This window comes from Microcoleus sp. bin38.metabat.b11b12b14.051, from assembly GCF_013299165.1.
Classification (GTDB): Bacteria; Cyanobacteriota; Cyanobacteriia; order Cyanobacteriales; family Microcoleaceae; genus Microcoleus.
Genome location: NZ_JAAFKD010000003.1, coordinates 61381 through 84284 on the forward strand (window position 1 = coordinate 61381; position 22904 = coordinate 84284).

The 22904-nt window shown below is 47.0% G+C and carries 13 protein-coding genes; 10 read left to right on the plus strand and 3 right to left on the minus strand.

Annotation, left to right across the window (positions count from 1 at the left end; all coding sequences use genetic code 11):
- The first annotated feature begins 618 nt into the window (after window positions 1–618).
- The 3 genes from QZW47_RS04695 to QZW47_RS04705 all read left to right on the plus strand — a co-directional run bounded on the left by QZW47_RS04695 (window position 619) and on the right by QZW47_RS04705 (window position 7830).
- Window positions 619–2394 carry an efflux RND transporter periplasmic adaptor subunit gene (locus QZW47_RS04695; RefSeq protein ID WP_293124533.1) on the plus strand — a complete coding sequence of 592 codons (1776 nt, stop codon included), beginning with the start codon at window positions 619–621 and terminating at the stop codon, window positions 2392–2394.
- Window positions 2395–3062: 668 nt separating this feature from the next.
- Window positions 3063–6269: an efflux RND transporter permease subunit gene (locus QZW47_RS04700; RefSeq protein WP_293124535.1), complete on the plus strand. Its 3207-nt coding sequence runs from the start codon at window positions 3063–3065 to the stop codon at window positions 6267–6269.
- 712 nt (window positions 6270–6981) lie between these two features.
- The gene (locus QZW47_RS04705) at window positions 6982–7830 is read left to right on the plus strand and encodes an ABC transporter ATP-binding protein (protein WP_293124537.1); all 849 of its coding nucleotides are present in this window, start codon (window positions 6982–6984) and stop codon (window positions 7828–7830) included.
- A 318-nt stretch (window positions 7831–8148) separates the two neighbouring features.
- On the opposite strand, the gene QZW47_RS04710 is transcribed toward QZW47_RS04705, so the two are convergent.
- From QZW47_RS04710 to folK, 3 genes are all read right to left on the minus strand, one after another.
- Window positions 8149–9621 carry an FAD-binding domain-containing protein gene (locus QZW47_RS04710; protein WP_293124539.1) on the minus strand — a complete coding sequence of 491 codons (1473 nt, stop codon included), beginning with the start codon at window positions 9619–9621 and terminating at the stop codon, window positions 8149–8151.
- A gap of 155 nt (window positions 9622–9776) precedes the next feature.
- Window positions 9777–10325, minus strand: a complete 549-nt coding sequence (locus QZW47_RS04715; protein WP_293125051.1) for an NUDIX hydrolase — start codon at window positions 10323–10325, stop codon at window positions 9777–9779.
- Between the two features lie 239 nt (window positions 10326–10564).
- A complete protein-coding gene (folK, locus tag QZW47_RS04720) occupies window positions 10565–11053 on the minus strand; it encodes a 2-amino-4-hydroxy-6-hydroxymethyldihydropteridine diphosphokinase (RefSeq protein WP_293124541.1) in 489 nt (162 codons plus the stop codon).
- Between the two features lie 283 nt (window positions 11054–11336).
- On the opposite strand from folK, the gene QZW47_RS04725 reads away from it, so the two are divergent.
- The 7 genes from QZW47_RS04725 to QZW47_RS04755 all read left to right on the plus strand — a co-directional run bounded on the left by QZW47_RS04725 (window position 11337) and on the right by QZW47_RS04755 (window position 22794).
- Window positions 11337–11804 (plus strand): hypothetical protein, encoded by a 468-nt coding sequence (locus QZW47_RS04725; RefSeq protein WP_293124543.1) that lies wholly within the window; start codon window positions 11337–11339, stop codon window positions 11802–11804.
- 228 nt (window positions 11805–12032) lie between these two features.
- A complete protein-coding gene (locus tag QZW47_RS04730; RefSeq protein WP_293124545.1) occupies window positions 12033–14381 on the plus strand; it encodes a PhoX family phosphatase in 2349 nt (782 codons plus the stop codon).
- Between the two features lie 345 nt (window positions 14382–14726).
- Window positions 14727–16028, plus strand: a complete 1302-nt coding sequence (locus QZW47_RS04735; RefSeq protein ID WP_293124547.1) for a glycosyltransferase — start codon at window positions 14727–14729, stop codon at window positions 16026–16028.
- A 288-nt stretch (window positions 16029–16316) separates the two neighbouring features.
- A complete protein-coding gene (locus QZW47_RS04740) occupies window positions 16317–18554 on the plus strand; it encodes an SPFH domain-containing protein (protein ID WP_293124549.1) in 2238 nt (745 codons plus the stop codon).
- A 483-nt stretch (window positions 18555–19037) separates the two neighbouring features.
- On the plus strand, window positions 19038–19322 hold the full coding sequence (locus QZW47_RS04745; RefSeq protein WP_293124551.1) for a DUF2470 domain-containing protein: 285 nt from the start codon (window positions 19038–19040) through the stop codon (window positions 19320–19322).
- A gap of 354 nt (window positions 19323–19676) precedes the next feature.
- A complete protein-coding gene (locus QZW47_RS04750; protein ID WP_293124553.1) occupies window positions 19677–21314 on the plus strand; it encodes an AAA family ATPase in 1638 nt (545 codons plus the stop codon).
- Between the two features lie 376 nt (window positions 21315–21690).
- The gene (locus QZW47_RS04755; RefSeq protein ID WP_293124555.1) at window positions 21691–22794 is read left to right on the plus strand and encodes a site-2 protease family protein; all 1104 of its coding nucleotides are present in this window, start codon (window positions 21691–21693) and stop codon (window positions 22792–22794) included.
- The last annotated feature ends 110 nt before the right edge of the window (window positions 22795–22904 follow it).

Consider the following 22904-nt stretch of genomic DNA (forward strand, 5'->3'; position numbering starts at 1 on the left):
ACTGAAGTCTGCACTACGAACCTTGATACGAATCTTGTTTGTCCTGCGTTTGAGAGCGGACTGAAGTCTGCACTACGAACCTTGATACGAATCTTGTTTGTCCTGCGTTTGAGAGCGGACTGAAGTCTGCACTACGAACCTTGATACGAATCTTGTTTGTCCTGCGTTTGAGAGCGGACTGAAGTCCGCACTACGAACCTTGATACGAATCTTGTTTGTCCTGCGTTTGAGAGCGGACTGAAGTCTGCACTACGAACCGTTGTTGTTATTGCGCTCCGCCGGACACGATCTGACTCGCCAGCCACCCCTGAATCGGCCAACTCCCAGAAAAAATCCCTCCAACGGAGCTATTTAAGTGAGTCATAAGGAGGATTTAGAGTCCTTCGTGCACGTGATAAATTTTGAGGGATCGCAAACTTTCCTAAAAATAATCGCTGCCCAGCTTGGCTAAAACCAATCAGACTACAGCCAAGCACATCTCCCCCATTAAAAAATCGACTTTCTAGATTCCCTTCTGTTTGAGGGCTTGTCGTGATTCCACTGGTATGAGCCGGGGGCCGAAGATTGGCCCTAACTCTACGTAAGTCAGGTGTTACAAAAATCTAACTGGTGCTGCCAATGAGTTATTCTAAATCCCCAGAATCGGTTGTTGAAGCTGAAGAGCAAAAATCTACTACACCGGAACTGCACCCAATCGATGCCGATCGCGATCGACCCCAGGAATTAGTCACCGTCCCCGAGGATCGCCCCCGCCCTGTTAAACGCCGATCGCGCTGGCCCCTAATTGCTGCGATCGCGATCGGCACCGCAGGCGCAGGTTACGGCTTGTACTCGTGGCAATCGAGTCACAATCGCCCGCAAGCAGCAGCAACCCAACCCAAAGCCACGCCAGTCAAGCTCGCAACCGTTGCAACCAGCTCTGTTCAAGATACTTCGGAATTTGTCAGCAGCTTGGAGGCAAAACGTTCGGTACAAATCAAACCGGAAACAGAAGGGCTAGTCACGCAGATTTTTGTCAAATCCGGAGATGCGATCGACAAAGGACAAGCCATCGCCCGGATCAAAAGCGACAGCGCCGAAGCTCAATTAAGACAATCCCAAGCCAATTTGAGGGCCGCTGAATCGAATTTAGCCGAATTGCAAGCCGGAAGCAGGCCAGAAGAAATCGCCCAAGCTCAAGCCCAAGTCGCCCAAGCAATCGCCAATCTAGCTCAACTGCGATCGGGCAGTCGGCCAGAACAAATTGGCCAAGCTCAAGCCCAAGTCGCCCAAGCAATCGCCAACCTCGCCGATGCCCAAAGCGGCAGTCTCTTAGAAGACATCGCCCAAGCCCGAGCGCAAATAGAAGCCAGCAAAGCCCAAGCACAATTAGCTACCCAGCAACTTGCCAGATATCAAGCCTTAGCAAAAGAAGGCGCCGAGTCACAAAACACGCTCCAGCAATACATCCAAAAACAAACCAGCGCCCAAGCCAACCTTCTAGAAGCTCAAAGGCGCTTGGGACAACGGCAGAAAAATAGGCTAGCTGAGATCGATCGGCGCACAGCAGCCTTGCAACAGCAGCAGGAAGCCTTGCGACAATTGCAAAACGGCGCGCGCCCTGAAGAAATCGCCGCATCCGAAGCCGAAGTCGCCCAAGCCAAGGCCAAATTAGCTCAGTTAGCCAACGGTACCCGCCAAGAGCAGATCGATCGAGCCACCGCCCAAGTTGCACAAGCTCAAGCTCAAGTGCGCGGCTTTGAAATCCAACTGCAAGAAACTGGTGTCATCGCGCCCTTCGCCGGAGTCATCGGCGACATACCGGTGAAAGTCGGCGATTACTTGAAAAAAGGCGACCCCATCGCTACTTTGACAGAGAACAAATTGCTCGACTTGCGGTTATCAATTCCTTTAGAGCGTCAGCCTCAATTGCGCTTGGGGCTGCCAGTAGAAATGCTGGACGATCGAGGTAAGGCGATCGCGATCGGTCAAATCAGTTTTATCTCCCCAAACGTCAGCGCCAATTCCCAAACAATCTTAGCTAAAGCCACATTTCCCAACCCCAACGGCGAACTGCTCAACCTCCAATTTGTCAAAGCCAAAGTCATCTGGAAAGAGCAGCCGGGAATTTTAGTTCCCGTCATCGCAGTTACCCGCTTGGGCGGGCAAACTTTTGTTTTCACAGCTCAAAAACCAGAACAGCCCCAACCGGGAACGCCGCCATTAATCGCGCGGCAAAAACCAGTAAAATTAGGAACCATTCAGGGGAACAATTATCAAGTTATCGAAGGTTTGCAAGCCGGAGAAAAAATCATTGTGGCAGGTATTCTCAACTTAACTGACGGCGCTCCGATTACAGATCAAGAGCCAACAGTTGGGGGAGCTGATAAATTACCAACAAGTGCAAAAAATTAAGGTATGAATCCAATACGAGATTGTCAACGCTTGTTTGTCCGCAGCCAGTTAATATTAACCCCAATAAAAAAGGTTCGTAGTGCGTCCTGGCGTCCGCTCTCAGCCCCAAGAGCCAATGGAACACTATACAGGATAGTACCGTATTAAGTCTAAATCAGGATTTATATCGTGTCAGATCGATTAACCGTAGTAAGAATATTAGTTCGTAGTGCGTCCTGGCGTCCGCAGCATGAAAGCGGACTCGCATTCCGCACTACAGTAAGAATATTAGTTCGTAGTGCGTCCTGGCGTCCGCAGCATGAAAGCGGACTCGCATTCCGCACTACAGTAAGAATATTAGTTCGTAGTGCGTCCTGGCGTCCGCAGCATGAAAGCGGACTCGCATTCCGCACTACAGTAAGAATATTAGTTCGTAGTGCGTCCTGGCGTCCGCAGCATGAAAGCGGACTCGCATTCCGCACTACAGTAAGAATATTAGTTCGTAGTGCGTCCTGGCGTCCGCAGCATGAAAGCGGACTGAAGTCCGCACTACAGTAAGAATATTAGTTCGTAGTGCGTCCTGGCGTCCGCAGCATGAAAGCGGACTGAAGTCCGCACTACGAACCTTTTTTTTATGGTAATCGACAGGACATGATATTACCAATTACCAATTACCAATTACCCAAATAATGTTTGCAGATTTCTTTATCAAACGGCCTGTCTTTGCGAGCGTCTGCGCCTTAATTATCATTTTGGTAGGCGCCATCAGCATTCCCACATTGCCGATCGAACGCTTTCCCGACATCAGCCCCACGCAAATTAACGTCACAGCCAACTATAGCGGGGCGAGTGCCGAAATTGTCGAAAATGCCGTTACGAACATCCTAGAGAGGCAAATCAACGGCGTAGAAGGGCTAAAATATCTAACTTCTAGCAGCAGTAATGATGGCACCAGCACCATTACCGCCACCTTTGAACCCTCGCGCAACAAAGATGTTGCCGCCGTTGATGTCCAAAATCGAGTCGCAGTCGCCCAACCGCAACTACCAGATACCGTACAGCGCACGGGAGTCAGAGTTACCAAACAATCTAGCAGTCTCTTGCTGGCGATCGGCTTATTTACCGAAAAAAAACAATACGACACCACATTTTTAAGCAACTACGCCGACTTGTATTTAACAGATGCCCTAAAGCGGATTAAAGGTGTTGGCGACGTGCGAATTTTTGGGGAACGGCGCTATGCGATGCGCCTGTGGATTGACCCCAATAAGTTAGCAGCTCGCGCTTTGACAATGCAAGATATCACCAGAGCGCTTAACGAACAAAACTTACAAGTTGGTGCTGGGAGAGTTGGTCAAGAACCCGCCCCTGACGGACAAATGTATCAAATAGATTTGCGCGCAGAAAGCCGTCTCAAAGAACCCGCAGAATTTGAACAACTTGTTCTCAAAACTGAGGCAAATGGCACCTTAGTTAAATTAAAAGATGTCGGTAGAGCGGAATTAGGAGCAGAAAATTACAACTCTTTCCTGCGATTTCGAGGCAATGATGCAGTGGGTTTGGGGATTTATCAATTGCCGGGAAGCAATGCTTTGAATGTTGCCCACGCCGTCAAAGCAGAAATGGAAAAACTCTCTAAAAGTTTCCCTCCTGGGTTGATACATAGAGTAGCGCTAGATACCACTTTGTTTGTCGAAGAGTCGATGGCAGAAGTCGTAAAAACGCTATTAGAAGCAGTCGTCCTAGTGGTAATTGTGATTTTTGTGTTCTTGCAAGACTGGCGCACTACGATTATTCCGGCGATCGCAATTCCGATTTCTTTGATTGGAACGTTTACTTTTATCAAGATTTTCGGATTTACAATTAACAGTTTATCTTTGTTTGGTCTCACATTAGCGACCGGGCTGGTGGTCGATGACGCGATTATTGTGGTGGAAAATATCGATCGCCTGATCCGTCAAGGGATGAATCCCCGCGAAGCAGCTTCCGAGTCGATGCGGGAGCTGTTTAGCGCTGTAATTGCGACTTCCTTAGTGTTGATGGCTGTGTTCGTACCGGTGGCATTTTTCCCTGGAACTACGGGAGCGCTTTACAAACAATTTGCGCTGACAATTGCCTTTTCGGTAGCGCTTTCTACGTTTATTGCGATTACCCTGACGCCCTCACTTTCCGCTCTGTTGCTGCGGCGAGGGCAGAAGTTTGGCGGCCCGCTGGGTTGGGTGTTCGATCGCGTTAATGCCTTTATTGATTGGATGCGGCGCCAATATCGGGAGTTTTTGATATTTCTCGTCGGAGTTAAAACATTCGTAACTCTGCTGTTCATCGCTTCTCTGGGAGTCACAGCTTGGCTTTATCTATCAGTACCGACAGCATTTATCCCGGAAGAAGATCAAGGCTATTTCCTGACAATTATTCAAGGCCCCCAAGGAGTTTCGCTGCAATATACTCGCCAAGTGATGGATCGAGTTGAACAAGAAATTCTGAAACTTCCTGAGGTTGTAGGGACTTTCTCTATCGGTGGCTTTGGTTTTAGCGGCAGCACTTCTAATCAAGGTATTATCTTTACTACGCTGAAATCCTGGAGCGATCGTCACGGAGAAAATCAAAGTGTACAAGCAATAATTGGTAAGTTGGGAGGTATCCTGGCCGCGATTCCCGAAGCGAGAATTTTCCCGGTGAATCCGCCTGCAATTCAAGGTTTAGGTCAATTTGGCGGTTTCCAATTTCAACTGCAAGATCGCAAAGGTAACAGCGGTTTAGATGCGATGGTTCAGACGATGGGCGGGATTTTGAAGCAGGCGAATCAGACGCCGGGATTGCAGAAGGTATTTAGTACGTTTGCTGCGAATACGCCTCAGTTAATTGTGGAAGTCGATCGCAATCTGGCTAAGGCGTTGGATATTTCTCTGAATGATATTTTCAGTACGCTGCAAACGGCTCTGGGTTCGCAGTACGTGAACGATTTTACTCTCCAGCAGCGCAATTATCGGGTGTACGTGCAGGCTGACAAGCAGTTTCGCGCCAATCCTGAAGATATTGGTAAATTGTATGTTCGCTCTGGCAAGAATGAAATGATTTCTTTGAGCAATTTGGTGAAATTGACTCCGATCGTGGGAGCGCAAACTGTCAACCACTACAATTTATTTAGGTCAATTGAAATTAATGGCTCTCCGGCTGCGGGAGCGAGTTCGGGACAGGCGATTCAAGCCATGCAAAAGGTAGCAGCTCAGGTTTTGCCGTCGGGTTTTGGCTATGAATGGTCTGGGACTTCTTTAGAAGAAATTGAGTCTGGGGGTCAAGCGCCGATTATTTTTGGTTTGGGGCTGGTTTTTGTGTTCTTGGTTTTGGCGGCTCAGTACGAGAATTATGTCGATCCTTTCATTATTTTGCTGGCGGTTCCTCTGGCGATTTTAGGTGCGCTTTTGGCTCAGTCGTTGCGGGGTTTGGCGAATGATGTTTATTGCCAAATTGGTTTGGTGATGTTGATTGGTTTGTCGAGTAAAAATGCGATTTTAATTGTGGAATTTGCTAACCAGTTGCGGGAGCGCGGATATCCAATTGCTACCGCAGCAGTTGAGGCGGCCGGGGAGCGTTTGCGACCGATTTTGATGACTTCTTTGGCGTTTGTTTTGGGGATTCTGCCTTTGGTTAATCCCGAAGGTGCGGGGGCGGCGAGCCGTCGATCGCTCGGGAATGCGATCGCGGGCGGGATGGTTGTTTCTACTGTCTTGAGTTTGTTTATGGTGCCGGTGCTGTATGTGGTGATTGTCTCGACTCGCGATCGCTTTACAAAACGCGATCGCCCGGAACATCCGCCCCACGATGATGACACAAATTTGGATGGGAAAACGACCCCCCGTGAAGAGGTTGAGCGCGATCGAGTAGCGCCGCTTTAACCGCCCGGTGTTTTGTAGCGTTTCTCAACAACTATTCTCGGCCAAGCAAGATGGCTGCGATCGAATCAAATCTCGTAACATCGGAATTATCAGCGTGCTGTAGATATCTGGCTGCGTCACTGCGCGAGATATCTACAGCACTCTCGACGATTCAAATATATATAGCCTTTCTCAAAAAGGTGAGGTATGTCGGGCATAGGGCATAGGCCAAACCGGGCATAGGCCAAACCGGGCATAGGGCATACCTCATGTTTTTGAGAACCGCTATAATTCAATAAAGTTCAGTTAACAGTTTTTTTTCTCATTACAAGGAACGTTAGCGAAGCGATCTTTTATGAAAGCAATCGCGCGTGTCTATTAGACCAGATTGCAAAAATAGCTAGGAACAGGCAAGATGCCTGTTCCACAATTTGTTTTTTTATGTGGAACAGGCATCTTGCCTGTTCCAAAATTTGATTAAAAGGAATTTTGCAATCTTGTCTATTTTTCAGCTCGTTTTATCTTTCTTAACGCTCTTAAGTGAACGGTATTGATATATAATTCCCATGCAACCACAAACGATAGGATAGCGTACTTGAGCGAGACAGCAAAATATGTGTTGCGCTGCTAATTTTCCAGCCGAACAATTTTGAAAACTTGGGTTTGAGGAGATGTGGGTTTTGACAAGAAATCCCATTCCTCAGAAGCAACGTATTTTACTAATTATCAATATATGTCTCAATCAATTCTCGAATTCGATCGCACTTTCTACTCATATCCGTGCACTTCGCGAGTAGCAATTCACGATTTAAGCCTGAAAATCCCCGCCGGGAAACGCTGCGGGCTGATCGGTCAAAATGGCTGCGGTAAAACCACCTTGTTTCTGCTAGCCAACGGCTTGTACCAACCGCAACAGGGAATCATTCGCTGGGAAGGCGAACCCTTTGGCTACGATCGCAAATCTCTGATGAAACTGCGCCAACAAATCGGACTCGTCTTTCAAAATCCCGAACATCAGTTAGTCGCTTCCACTGTAGAAGAAGACATCTCCTACGGATTGTACAATCAAGGATTGCCAGAATTTGAAATTGCTCAACAGGTGGAACGGGCGATCGAGCAATTTGACTTAAGCGAGCTCGCCCGCGAACCAATCCACAACCTCAGTTTAGGACAAAAAAAGCGAGTTTCGATCGCCGATATCATGGTGCTAGAGCCGAAACTGCTACTGCTAGACGAACCAACGGCCTATCTCGATCCGCGCCACACGCGACAACTCATCGGTTTGCTGCAACAAATCCACGCAGCCGGAACCACCATACTTTTAGCAAGTCACGACCTCGATTTCATCTACCGCTGGGCTGATTGGGTGTTTGTGATGGATCGAGGAAAACTAATTCTCGAAGGGACACCGGAAACCGTTTTTGCTCAGCGGGATGTCTTGGAACAATTGCAGCTTGGCGTACCGCTGGCGATCGAGCTAATCGACCAAATCAAGGATATCGTCGATCGAGATGGTAACTCAAAAATGCCCAATTTCGAGGAATTGCAACAACAAATTTTCCAATGGCGCCGGCGGGGTTAATTACGCGATCGGTTCGTAGTGCGGACTTTAGTCCGCTCTTTACACTACGGACTAAAGTCCGCACTACAAACCTGAATTTATTGGGTTCTCTGGGCGATTAACATAACAAAAACTATTCGTAGTGCGGACTTTAGTCCGCTCTTTACGCTACGGACTAAAGTCCGCACTACGAACCTTTTTTGTTCGTAGTGCGGACTTTAGTCCGCTCTTTACGCTACGGACTAAAGTCCGCACTACAAACCTGACTGATTGCAGTCAATCCACAAGACATGACATCATATTTTAACTCAAGGTAAACACCAAGCAACTCAATCAAAATTACGGCAAAACTCTAGCCGCCTCATCTGCTATTTTTTGTTGTTTGTAAAGCTCCTTAAACTTGCGCTGCTGCTCGTTGTGGTCTACGATCGGATCGGGATAATGAAGCAACCGACGTTCTATAGGCGAAATATTTCCTGTTACCAAAAATTTCGTATCAACTCGGCGCAATTCTGGCACCCAGTGCCGAATATATTCCCCTTCCGGGTCAAATTTTTGAGCTTGACTGGCGGGATTAAATATTCGCAAAGGTTTCGGGTCCATCCCGCTCGATGCGCTCCACTGCCAGCCGCCGTTGTTAGCAGAAAGGTCGCCATCAATCAATTTTTGCATGAAATACTTTTCGCCCCACTGCCAGTTAATAATTAAATCTTTAGTTAGGAAACTAGCGACGATCATGCGACAGCGATTGTGCATCCAACCACTCTGATTTAACTGCCGCATTGCCGCGTCGATAATTGGATAACCTGTTTTGCCCCTGCACCAAGCTTGAAACAGCTTTTCATCGTTCTCCCAAGGAAAGCCTTTGAATGTTGGACGGTAGGGCCCGTTTGCTAATTCTGGGAAGTTATACATGGCGTGTTGGTAAAATTCCCGCCAAGCTATTTCCTGTTGCCAAGTGCGGATACTTGTGCGCGCTTCTTCGCTACGACAAGTTTCCATAACTATCTCTGTAGCTTGCCAAACACTGCGGATACCGATCGCACCAAATTTGAGGGCGGCGCTGAGTTGGGAGGTGCCGTTAACTGCTGGAAAATTACGCTGTTCTTGATATTCGTAAATTGTGCGATCGCAAAATTCTTCTAATTTTTGTTGTGCTGCATCTTCTCCGGGTTCTATGACTAAGGGATTTTCCCAAATAAATCCCAAACTAGCCGCTGTTGGCAGTGTTTCAACTGCCCCGGCTAGATTGGCGCTTTCTTGTTCTTCTGCGGTTAATCCGGTCATTACTTCCAGATAAGTTATCGGCAGCGTCTCTACTGGTTGGGCTTTTGGTTTGCTGTTCCAGTTTTTCCAAAACGGGCTATAAACTGTGTAGGGATGTCCTGTACCGCTGCGAATTTCCTCAGGGGCGTGCAGAATTTGATCCCAAAAATTTTTAACTTGAATTCCTGCTTGTTGGAGAGCATTTGATACGGCTAAATCGCGCTCTTTTGCATAGGGTTCCACATCCCAGTTCCAAAATACTTGCTTAGCATTGATTGCTGTTGCTAATTTCGGTATTCCGCAAGTAGGGTCATCTTGAATTATCAGTAATTTGCTGCCTAATTCGCTGTAACGCGACGCTAATTTTTGCAAGCAGCCAATCATGTATGTGACTCGGGCTGGCGCTACATCGTCGCGATCGAGGATATTGCGATCGAGACAAAAAATCCCAACTACTTTCAGGCTTTGCTGGCGCGCGGCTGCGAGTCCAATGTTGTCAGAAATACGCAAGTCGCGGCGGTGCCAAAATAAAATTAAATCAGACATTCGATTTGAGATTTAAGATTTGAGATTTAAGATTGACTCCCACGGAGCGAGCCGGGGATTGTTAAAAGCCAGAGCTTTGTATGGTCTCCATCCCGCTCATTCCCCCGGTTCAAGATGCGAATAAATGAATCCGGGGGCTGGCTACAAACTTTGCTTTAAGTCAAAAAAGGACGCGCCAAGAAAAAGCTAGAAATTGATTTAGCGTCAATTGGTTCGCCAGCTAAGATCGCTTTTTCTAATTCTTCTGGAGTCAATAAAACTGTCTCCATGTCTTCATCATCGTCTTGTGCTGGGGGCTTTTCCAGTTTTTCCAAATCTTGCGCTAAAAAAGCATAAATTGTTTCATCGGAATAACCGGGGGCGAGCATAAATTTGCCTAATTCCTGCCATTTCCCAGCGCGATATCCGGTTTCTTCTTCGATTTCGCGTTTGATAGTTTCGGCAGGGCTTTCATTGATTTCGACAGTACCTGCGGGAAATTCTAAAATCCGCCCTTTGGCGGCGAAGCGGTATTGTCGCACCAATACGAGTTTACCTTCGGGGGTGACGGGAACTGCCAGTGCTCCGCCTGGGTGACGAATACATTCCCATTCACCTTCGGAACCGTTGGGAAGGCGGAGGGTGGCTACATCAAAGTTAAATTTGCGCCCTTTGTAAAATAGGCGCTGTTTGAGGAGTTGGGGTAGTTCTTGACCGATCGACATAAGCGATAAGTGAATAATGTTTGATTGCACCGATTTAAGACATCATAGGCGATCCAATACCATTTTAGATTTTAGATTCTAGATTTTAGATTGGCGCACTCTTTGATGCAGAAACCTGTTTTTTTTATGAAAATAGCGGTCGATCGCCTTTAATATTGGTAAACTACAAGGTTTTTGGGTATTTATGCGTCCAGGACTGATTTGTGTGACTGCGATCGGCCCTGAATTTTGTTCAATTTTTACATTTTCATTTTTTCCACTCCCGAACAGTTGATTGTTTGCAGGATTTGGTCGATCGCACTTTTCGTCACTGGATGCACCCAATCCGGGGCAATTTCTGCCAAAGGTACCAATACAAAAGCTCTTTCAGTCATCCGGGGATGAGGCAAAGTCAGTGTCGGAGTTTCAAGGATTAAATCATCATACAACAGCAAATCTAGGTCGAGGGTTCTCTGCCCCCATTTTTCGCGCCGAATCCGATTAAATTTTATTTCAATTTCTAATAAAGCTGCTAGCAATTGTTGTGGTTCTAGCGCAACTTCTAGGATGGCACAGGCGTTGATGTAATCGGGTTGGGGAGGGCCGACGGGGGCGGTTTGATACCAGCTAGAATGCGATTTTACGGTAATGTCTGGCCTGTTGTTGAGGGTGGCGAGCGCGCTTTGGAGTGTAGCGAGGGAGTCGCCTAAGTTGCTACCGAGGGCGATCGCACATTTTGTTAATTTCATTGAATGAATAAGGAAGTTCGGCAACGAATTTTTTAACGGATGTAATGGATTGATTTCTGGGAGAAAACCCAACTCTACAAAATATTATCAGTCCTGGACGCAGGCTCCATCAGAAACCGGGTTTTTTACTTAATCTGCGGGCTGCAACGAATAATTTTCGTAAAAAACCCGGTTTCTTTAGTCTTAAGGCGTCGTGAGTCCTGATTTTTTTAATCTCAGCTTAATAGGCTGTTAATTTTTATTTATTATCATTGACAAGTCTCAGCATTTAGTTAAAAAAATAATGATTTTGCAGCGGCGCTTATTTTCAGCCTTGATTTTAGCAACGGTATTTTTTGCAGCAAATATATCAGTATCTTTAGCCGAAACTAAGGAAAGCTATCTTACCCTAGATTCGGACGACAGTCAATCTTATACAAGTTTAGTACAGCAGGCGGAAGATTTAGCCGCATTGTCGATCGCCCGCCAGTTTCTTGAAAATCCCGGATTAACAGAAGTTACGGTGATCGTTACAGCCACTCGCAGCCGACAGTTTGTTCCGGTTTTGCGATCGAGAGTATCCCGCAGCCAGTGGCAAAAAAATTCGAGCATCGAACAGTGGACTAGATATTTTGCGGATTCTAAATTGCTGCTGGGATTCATAGATCCCAACATCTCGCCCGCAAATTCCGGGTCTTCGCAAAGGATTTATGTACCCGGGCCGAGCCGGCCGGCATCCCGACAAAACGATCCGGCTTTTCGAGATGATTGATCTCATGTCCGATCGATCACCATAATAAAAACGGTTCGTTCGTAGTGCGGACTTCAGTCCGCTCCATCTTGCGGACTAAAGTCCGCACTACGAACAAATATTTAACGTATGCTTAACTAAAATATTCCCCTAATTTAATTAACCAAAAGTTTAACTATCCTTAATTTAAGAGTAGTAAATTTCTATAGAGACTCGTCTGACTAGGGATGTTGGGTTGAAAAGGAATTTATGTCTAAAATAACTCGCCGACAACTGCTAATTTTCTTCGGTAGCAGTGCAGCTACCACCGTGCTTGCTCCTAAACTAACTCAATCATTGTTCGGCATCAATTCCAGCGATGCCAAAGCTGTAGTTCCAACATCTTTCACTCCTTTAAGACTTCCCCACCCGCTGCCAATTTATCGAGAACTGTCGAGTTTCATGCCTACGGCTGTGAACGGACAGGGGACTGTAATGGCAGCCTCGCCAGATACTAAATTAACCAGCTACAACGTGGTTGATGATGTGGTTGTGCCGCCGGAATACGAACGTTACGTGATTCTCCGCTGGGGCGATCGCGTTTTCCCCGATTTGGCAGACTATTTCGGCTATAACAACGACTATACAGGCTTCGTAGGCCTGCGCGGCAGCAATGACGACGGCTATCTGTGGGTTAACCACGAGTACGTATCTTTCCCGATGTCGAAAATCGCACCCGAAGCCCCGGCGGATGTGGCGTCTTTTCCAGCGAGCGATCGCGCCGTCCTCGGTATAGACTTATCCGTAAAAAATCGCGATACCCTCGGCGAATTCCTGTACAATCTCGGTGGTTCCATCGTCCGCATCACCAAACAAGCTGACGGACGCTTTCGGGCGATCGCCCGCGACCCCCTCAACCGACGCATTCACGGACTTTCAGGCCTCGGAATCAACAGCCAGCGCAGCGACAAATACAAAGATGTCACCTCTTGGGGAACCAGAAGAGGCGACAACAACTACCTCACAGGGACAGGCCCCGCAGCTACCCAAGTCTTCGCAGCAGTCAACAGCGACGGACTCGGCAACCGCATCATCGGCACAGCATACAACTGTTCCGGTGGCACCACCCCGTGGGGCACAATCCTCTCCGCTGAAGAAAATTTCCAAGGTAGCGAACTATTCTTCGTGGGAGTTCAGGAAAACGTCAAACCCAACGGCGGCCAAACCAGCTACGCCAAGGGCACTACCGGTGAGGAATTCGGTTTAGTCGGCGAAAAATACGGCTGGATGGTAGAAGTCGATCCCCAAGACCCCAACTTCCGCCCCCGCAAACACACAGCTTTAGGCCGTTTCCGCCACGAAAACGTCGCCTTTCGCGCCGAAGCGGGACGCAAGTTAGTAGTGTACATGGGGGACGATCGGCGCGGCGGACACACCTGGAAATTTGTCAGCAACGGCAATATCACAAATCCCGCAGATAAAACCAACAGCCGCTTATTAGAAGACGGCGTTTTGTACGTCGCCCAATACAACCGCAATGGTGCGGGCAGGTGGCTGCCCCTGACAATCAATGCCCAGACAAATCCGGTGAGCCCTAAAAAAATGGGCGAGGCCGAATTGGCAAGTTTTGGCAAAGCTCAAAGAGATGGAAATACTCGCTTGCCAAAACGCGCCGGAATTGCTGGTCAAACCGAAGACGGCGGTTCCTTTGTAGTAGATACAACTAATGAATTAACAGCACTTCCCGGCTACAAAAATAAAACTCTGGCTAATTTCTACAGCAGCCAAGGTGCGGTTTTAGTTGATGCCTTTCTTGCTGCTAATTTAATTGGTGGTACTCCGACAGCGCGGCCGGAAGATTTGGAAGTTAATCCTACTACTAAGGAAGTTTTCATTGCCTATACTGACGGCGCACCGGGAAGTGATGGTTATCCTGATTCTCGGATTTTTACTGTTGCTAAATACGGCAGCGCCCTCAATAGCACTCAACAGTCGGGAGGAATTTACAAAATAATTGAAGACAGTCCCGATGGTGCTGGTTTAAATTTCCGCTGGCAGCGTTTGGCCCAAGGTGGAGAAGCTGGTTCCGTAGCTGGTTCGGGATTTGCTAGTGTTGACAATTTGGTTTTTGACCCTCAAGGCAATATTTGGGGTGTCACTGATATGTCTACTTCTACACACAACGGTTTTGATGTCGGTTCTGTTGGTAAGGCAAATGCGATCGACCACACTAAGACTGGAAATGTCTCGGACTTTACCGGTGTTTTCGGCAACAATTGGCTCTTTTACATTCCGACTTCCGGGCCGAATGCGGGAACTGTAATTCCGTTTGCTCATGGCCCAAACCGCTGCGAAATGACGGGGCCGACTTTTGTCGGAGATACGCTGTTGCTTGCGGTGCAGCATCCGGGGGAAGATTGCCCGATCGATGATGGTACTGTATTGCGCCGACAAATTGAAATGTTGGACTTAAACGGTGCTGTTTTTAATCAAACTCGGACTGTGGCGCGGGGGAGTTTGTGGCCGAGCAATATTGAGAACGATCGCCGTCGTTCGCCCATGCCGGCGGTGATTGGGATTCGCCGCGTGCGAACAAATCCCACTGGCCAGTTTGTCTAGATATTCCTGGACGCGGAAACCTGGTTTTTTGACGGGAATATTGGTTCTTAGCCTTTAAAATCGTTAAAAAACTGGGTTTCTGTCGATCGACACCGGGTGTAGATTCAACTCATTGAGGACTTAGGCACTCGCGCCCAAAACAAACCTGATTTTTGAACCTAGATTAATGGTTTCAAGCACAATTGAGGATGAAAAATCCGGTTTCTGGAAAGGTATACATCAGTATTATTATTAACAATCGACTGATTTTAGCAAAATTTAAGCTTAAAAATACGTTGCATACTTAACAAAATATCTTCCTAACTATATAATATTACAAAAAACAACTCACAAGAGCCTTGACTAATGACCCACTTCGGCATTATCTGTCCAGCATCCACCGGTCACCTCAACGCCATGACAACTTTGGGCAACGAACTCCTACACCGAGGTCATCGAGTGACAGTATTTGGCTTTCTCGATGCTGAAGCCAAAACTCTAGCCAGCGGATTAGAATTTCAGCCATTAGCTGAAGATGAATTTCCCCTCGGTGCCAGTACAAAAATCTTAACCGAAATGGGAAAACTCAGCGGACTTAATGCGTTGCAATACAATCTTAAAAATGTACCCAAAACTTCGGCTGCTATTCTCAGAGAGGCTCCACCCACTATTGAAAAGGCAGGTGTAGAAGCTTTGCTTGTAGACCAATATTCACTCGAAGGAGGAACAGTCGCAGATATTCTTAACATTGCTTTTATAACTGTTTGCGGTGGGTTACTTTTGAATCGCGATCCTAACATTCCTCCAATTTTCACGACTTGGCAATACAGTCCAACATGGCAAGGACGCTGGCGCAATCGAATTGGCTTTTTGCTAGTCGAAATGCTTGCAAAACCGATTAGAGAAACGATCGCAGAATCTCGAAAAAAGTGGAAATTACCTCTTTACTCTCACCCTAACGATTATTACTCTAAACTCGCTCAAATCAGTCAGCAACCGCCTGAATTTGAGTTTCCCCGGCAAAATTTACCCCCACATTTCCATTTCACTGGGCCTTATCACAATCCGGCGCTACGCAAATCAGTACCTTTCGATTTTGAACAATTAACTGGTAAACCATTGATTTATGCCTCAATGGGAACTATTCAAAATCGCTTGCTAGAAGTTTTTCAAATCATCGCCTCTGCTTGTGAAGGGTTAGATGCTCAATTGGTCATCGATCTCGGTGGTGGTGCTAGTCCACAATCTTTGCCGAAATTGCCGGGAAATCCGATCGTTGTTGGTTATGCACCGCAATTAGAACTGCTGCAAAAAGCAACTCTTACCATTACTCATGCGGGGATGAATACAACTCTAGAATCATTGAGCAATGGAGTACCATTAGTGGCTATCCCTGTTGCTAACGATCAGCCGGGAGTGGCGGCGCGGATTGCTTATACTGGTGTTGGCGAGGTGGTTTCTCTGAAGGAGTTGAGTGTTGCTAAACTGCGATCGACAATTGAGACAGTGCTGACAAAAGAGTCTTACAAACAAAGGGCGATCCAGATGCAAGGGGCGATCCTCTGCGAGGGCTTCGCTAACGCGCGATCGGGCGGAGTTAAGCGCGCCGCTGACATTATCGAACAGGTTATCTTGACTGGGAAACCTGTCTTGGCTTCTAAAATCTAAGCTGTGGAGTCAAATAAGGAATTCCTGGGTATAAAGCGAGTTGGGATTCTTAAATAATTGATAGCTGTTACTTCCAGGCTGCATAAAAAAAATAACTAGGGGAGTTTGTAACCGCAGGCGTACGCAGATTAACGTTGATGGTTTTTGAGTTTTTAAGTAAGTATCTTTACGGATAAGTATGACTATTATGACTGCAATTAATGAAAAATAAGAGCTTAAGTTTTAGCTCAAAACTTTCGATCGGGGTTAAGCTAGAGCTAATAGGACAAATTAGCTCTTATCAAAAAAATGCTTTATTCACTTTTGCCCAAGTCTCAAGTCAAAGTCCGAGTTTTAAAACAGTTAGCAGCCGCTGTTTCGGCGTCTTTAGCTCTTAGTGTAACAACCAGTTTGAAACCCTCGCCGGTATTAGCTGCTGGCGATATCCCCCCTGCAACTAAAACCTCCACCCAACTAGCCGCAAAACCCGATTATAGCTCGCAGCTAGGGCAGTTACGCACGACTGTTCCCGTGCAGACAATGCAGCTTGATGGGGGTGGAGTTATCCCGATCGCGATCGGCGGTATGATCGTTATTCTAGTGCTACCGTTATTTTTTGGCGGATTAGTCGTAATTGGCGATCGCGAAGTTGGCATTGTCAGTAAAAAGTTTAGCTTCAACGGCAAGTCTTTACCCCCAGGAGATTTAATTGCCTTAAACGGAGAAGCTGGATATCAAGCTGATACATTACCCCCCGGTTGGCATTGGGGTTATTGGCCTTTGCAATACAACGTCCGCAAAGAATCTTTAACAATCGTTCCCCAAGGTGAAATTGCCCTGATTATCGCAGCAGGTGGCGAGTCGATTCCGCCGCAGCGAATTCTCGGTAAATACACAGAATGCGACAATTTTCAAGATGCTCGCAAATTCCTGAAAGCAGGCGGCGAAAAAGGTCGGCAACTCGGAATCTTGACGGGCGGCAGCTATCGAATTAACACGGCATTATTTACCGTAATTACAGCAGCTAATGCTCCCAAACACGGAATGACTGCCGAACACTTAAAGCTCTACAAAATTGCCCCGGACAAAGTAGGAATTGTGACAACCTATGACGGCGTTCCGATTCAAGATGGCGAAATTGCCGGCCCGATTATTCCGAATCACGACAACTTCCAAAACGCCCAAAAATTTATCAGCGGCGGCGGGCGGCGCGGCTTGCAGGAACAGGTTCTGCTGTCCGGTTCCTGGAACTTAAACCCTTGGTTTGTCGGGGTTGACCAGGTGGCGATGACCGAAATCCCGATCGGCTATGTGGGCGCCGTGATTTCCTATGTCGGCAAAACCTCAGAAGATGTCAGTGGCGCAGCTTTCACCCACGGAAACTTAGTAAATGTCGGCAACAAAGGCGTGTGGGTGACACCTCTTTATCCAGGAAAACATCCGCTGAACACTCGCATTTTAAAAGTAGAATTAGTACCGACTACTAATATTGTATTGAACTGGTCTGGTAAAACAGAACGGCACAGTTACGACTCTAAACTTTCATCTTTAACAGTGCGTTCTCAAGACGGTTTTGCCTTCGACTTAGAAGTAGCTCAAATCATTCACGTCGGAGCTTTGGATGCTCCGAAAGTCATCTCTCGCGTCGGTTCGATGCAGAATTTAGTAGACCACGTTTTGCAACCGACAATCGGCAATTATTTCCGCAATTCCGCTCAAGCCTATTCAGTCTTAGACTTTCTCTCCGCCCGCAGCGGGAGACAAGCGGAAGCCGCCGAGTATATCAAAGCTGCTTTACGCACCTACGACGTGCAAGCAATTGATACTTTGATCGGGGATATTTTGCCGCCCGCAGAGTTGATGCAAACTCAAACCGATCGCAAAATTGCCCAAGAACAATGCAAGACGTATGAAGTGCAGCAAATAGCACAAACTCAGCGACAACAATTGGTCAGAGAAACTGCTTTAGCTGAGATTCAGCAAGAGATGGTAAAATCCGAACAAGGCGTGAAAATTGCTGAGTTAAAAGCGAATTCTCAGGTAAAACAAGCTCAAGGCGAGGCTGAGTCGATTCGGGTGAAGGGAAATGCTCAAGCTGAAGCTTATCGCGCGGGTGTTATCGCTTTGGGCGGTTCCGGTTATACGGCTTTGCAGTTAATGCAAATTATAGGCGATCGCAACGTGCGAGTTGTGCCGGATGTTGCAGTTAGCGGTAACGGTAGCGGCGGCGGTTTGGTTGACGGTTTGCTGGGAATGATGATGTGGAATCAAACCAGCAAAAATGGGGAAAATGGCGGGGAGTTACCGATAATTAAGTTGGACAAATCCCAGCCTGCTGTTGTGGAACCTGTGGCTAAATTACCCGCAGCCAAGGTGAATTCAACCAAGTCATCAGTTGCGAAGTCTGAGCCTGTTGCAGAGTCTAATCTTGATTCGCGAGCAAAGGTGAATTCAGTGGCGTCGGCGGCGAATTCAGAAGCTGTTGCAGAGTCTGAAATTGATTCGCTGTTTAATGAATTACCGTTTGACGATAAATCTTTTAGTTAGATCACAATGTGGGTTTAAAAGACTGGGCGAATTCTATTCGCGTCTATACAGGCAAAACCAGCGGTAGGGTGCGTCAGTTTGGTTGTTCTCAATCATTACTGAAAATCTCACAACTGACGCACCATTTACTGCCGGAGTGCGTCAGTTGTGAGATTGTGATTTTTTAGCGAAAATTTTCGTAGCTGACGCACCCTACTTCACTGATGTTTTGGGTTTGATTCGGCACATATTACATCAGCGGTAGGGTGCGTCAGTTTGGTTGTTCTCAATCATTACTGAAAATCTCACAACTGACGCACCATTTACTGCCGGAGTGCGTCAGTTGTGAGATTGTGATTTTTTAGCGAAAATTTTCGTAGCTGACGCACCCTACTTCACTTTGTTTGTTTGACGTGCGAATTCTATTCGTCGCGAATCTATGTTTCTCTCCGATCGAGCAAATCGCAGTACAATCGATCGCAGTATTGCATATGAGGAATCCCCATGTCAGACCAATTTTCGACCGAAATTAGCGATCGCATCTGCACTCACATGAACGACGATCACGCTAGCGCCATAGTTTTGTACGCTCAAGCCTACGGCGGCCAACCCGACGCAACATCCGCTCAAATGCTCGCGATTGATGCCGACGGTATGGATTTAACCGCTCAAGTCAACGGCGAAACAGTACCTGTCAGAGTAAAGTTCGATCGCACTTTAGCAGACGCCGAAGATGCCCACCATACTCTGATTGATATGGTGAAACAAGCCAGAAAAGTTGCTAAGTAGCCAAATTATCCCGATTTTGTTATAATTTTAAGGTTCGTTCGTAGTACGGACTTTAGTCCGTTTAAATAATTTAGAAGGACTAAAGTCCTCACTACAAACCTTGAACTCGCTCTAATTTCAAAATTAGTCCGTTTAAATAATTTAGAAGGACTAAAGTCCTCACTACAAACCTTGAACTCGCTCTAATTTCAAAATTAGTTCGTAGTACGGACTTTAGTCCGTTTAAATAATTTAGAAGGACTAAAGTCCTCACTACAATCCTTGACTACGATTAAATACTTAAGAAAAACTAAAGTCCTGACTACAAACCAAATATTTAACAAAGTTTAATTTACATATAAGATATCAAATGAAATGACAGAAAAATACCCACAGCCTAGAGAATTCGATGCCGTCAAGGGCAATAATAACCCTTTCGAGGCACTAATAAAACGACTAGATTTGATGATTCGCGCCCGCTATTCGCTGCTGTACATTGTCGGCGCAGAAGAAGAACCAGTCGAAGCCGTAATTGCCCAAGTAGCGCTGCAAGTAACACCCGCGCGCCGAGTATTGTTCTGGGATATCGTGCGCGGCTGGGAAGATAACGGTTCTGGTAAAGGTTCCGTAATGGCGGCACTCGATCGCATCGGCAAGACCGCTGTCGAAGAATATACCATATTTGTACTGCGGGATTTGCACCCAATTTTGAGAGCCCCGTACACAGAAAGAAATGCCCCGGTAATCCGGGAATTGCGGAATTTAACCAGGGAATTGAAGCGCAGCAAAAAAACGATCGTTCTCACGTCTCACACGCTGGAATTGCCAGAAGAATTAAAAGAAGAAATAACAGTAATTGATTTCCCTTTACCCAACGTCCAAGAAATTAATCATTTAATTTCCCATGTTGTGGAAAAGCCGGAACAGTTGCAAGTTAGCGGTTTAGCAAAGGAACAATTAGTTAAAGCTTGTCAAGGTTTGAGTCGCGCTCGCATCGGGCGCGTTTTAGCTAAAGCTTTGGCAGCCAAACAGCAAATTAACGAGTCAGATATTGACGGAGTTTTGGAGGAAAAACAACAAGCAATTCGCCAAACGGGAATTTTGGAGTTTTGCAACTCCCGAGAATCCTTAAAAAGTGTCGGCGGATTGGAGAATTTGAAGCAGTGGGTAAAGATGCGGCAAGATGCTTTTACTGACGAGGCGCGCCGCTACGGAATACCCAATCCTAAAGGCGTTTTGTTAGTAGGAATTCAAGGAACAGGCAAATCTTTATCGGCGAAAACTATTGCTTGCGAATGGCGTTTGCCGCTGCTGCGCTTGGATACTGGGCGATTGTTTGGCGGCATTGTCGGGGAAAGCGAAAGCCGCGTCCGGCAAATGATACAATTAGCAGAGGCGATCGCACCTTGCGTCTTGTGGATCGATGAAATAGATAAAGCCTTCGGCAACATTATCAGCGGCGGCGACGGCGATTCGGGAACTTCGCGCCGGGTATTCGGCAGTTTGATCACTTGGATGCAGGAAAAAACTAGCCCGGTGTTTATCGTCGCCACCGCAAATAACGTGCGGATTTTGCCCGCTGAGTTGCTCAGAAAGGGCAGGTTTGATGAGATTTTCTTTTTGAATTTGCCCTCGGAATCGGAAAGACAAGATATTTTTAAGGTGCATTTGCAGCGTTTGCGGCCAACTAGATTGCGCGATTTTGATTTGGAGATTTTGGCGAAGTGTGCTGAGAATTTTAGCGGTGCCGAAATCGAGCAAGTTGTGATTGATGGATTGTACCGGGCTTTTGGCACTTTTGTTAACGGACAGCGCCGAGATTTGACGACGGAGGATGTTTTGAGGTCGATCGAGGATACTGTACCATTGGCTGTGATCGCGCGATCGCAAATTGAGGATTTGAAACAGTGGGCGGCCGAAGCGGGTGCGAGAACAGCTTCTAACGATACTCGATTGATTGATGAATTGAAGCGCTACACTCGGCCGCTGGGTGAAGATGCGATCGATAATTGACCAAATTTAGGTTCGTAGTAAGGACTTTAGTCCTTCATGAATGCGGACTGAAGTCCTCACTACGAACCTAGTCTTTCATGAATGCGGACTGAAGTTCTCACTACGAACCTAGTCTTTCATGAATGCGGACTGAAGTCCTCACTACGAACCTAGTCCTTCATGAATGCGGACTGAAGTCCTCACTACGAACCTAGTCCTTCATGAATGCGGACTGAAGTCCTCACTACGAACCTGACTCGACGGTGATTATTCCGCAAACCGAACCTCCACAGACGGATACCACCCTCATTGAAGCATTAACATCTCAGTTACATTTCGTTACGATAAGGAAACAGAGAAAGCAAAACTATCCACCATAATATCAGAGGTAGCCATTATGAATAATACATTTCGCGTCGGCAACCTGTTTGGAATTCCATTTTTTGTCAACGCTTCTTGGTTCCTAGTTCTTGGTTTAGTAACTTGGCAATACGGCGGCGCACTAGCAGCCTTGTTTCCCGCATTAGGCCCCGTAGCGCCGTGGCTGCTGGGATTGTTCACAGCATTACTGTTATTTGCTTCCGTCTTAGCCCACGAATTAGGACACAGTTGGGTAGCTATCAAACAGGGAATTGGCGTGAAATCGATTTCGCTGTTTCTGTTTGGCGGACTGGCTAATTTAGAAAGAGAATCGAAAACCCCAGCCGAAGCATTTTGGGTCGCCATCGCAGGCCCGTTAGTCAGCTTCTTTTTGGCCGGTTTGTTAACTGTTATTGGCGTCGGTGCAGCCCTCACAGGCCCAGCAGCAGCCATCGTCCAACTTTTAGCTTCCATCAACCTAGCTTTAGCCTTATTTAACTTAATTCCCGGTTTACCCCTCGATGGTGGTAACATCCTCAAAGCGATCGTCTGGAAGATTACCGGCAACCCTTACAAAGGCGTAATTTTTGCTAGTCGCGTCGGTCAAATCATCGGCTGGATTGCCATTGCTACAGGCATCTTTGGCAATATTTGGAATTTAGTAATCGGTTGGTTCTTGCTGCAAAATGCCGGTCAGTCTGCACAGTATGCCACAGTTCAAAATGAACTCGCAGGGCTGACAGCCGCAGATGCTGTTACCGCCGAAAGCCCGATCGTCCCAGAAAACTTATCCCTCAGAGAATTTGCTAACAACTACGTCATCGGTAGCACTCAAACCTGGCGCCGCTTCCTAGTTACCGACGATGCGGGACAATTGGTAGGGGCGATCGACCTAGATGACCTCAAAACCATTCCTACCGGAACCTGGCCCCAAGTTTTGGTCAAAGAACTCCTGAAGCCGATCGAATTTTCCACCACCGTCAAACCTGAACTATCCCTCCTCGAAGTCGTCACCCTCCTCGAACAACTCAAAGTCCAAGAGCTCCCCGTAATTCGCGAAAACGGCGTCCTCGTCGGGCTTGTAGAAAAAGCGGAAATCGCCCGCCTGCTACAAAGACGAGCTCAAGCTAACCCTGCTTGATACCCTCAGATACTTGACAAATAACACCAGTTTCCCCAAAGAATCCAACTGTAGATCAGCCCAAAACTCCTAGGTCATTAGTCATACCAAATTCTTCAATCGAAAATCGA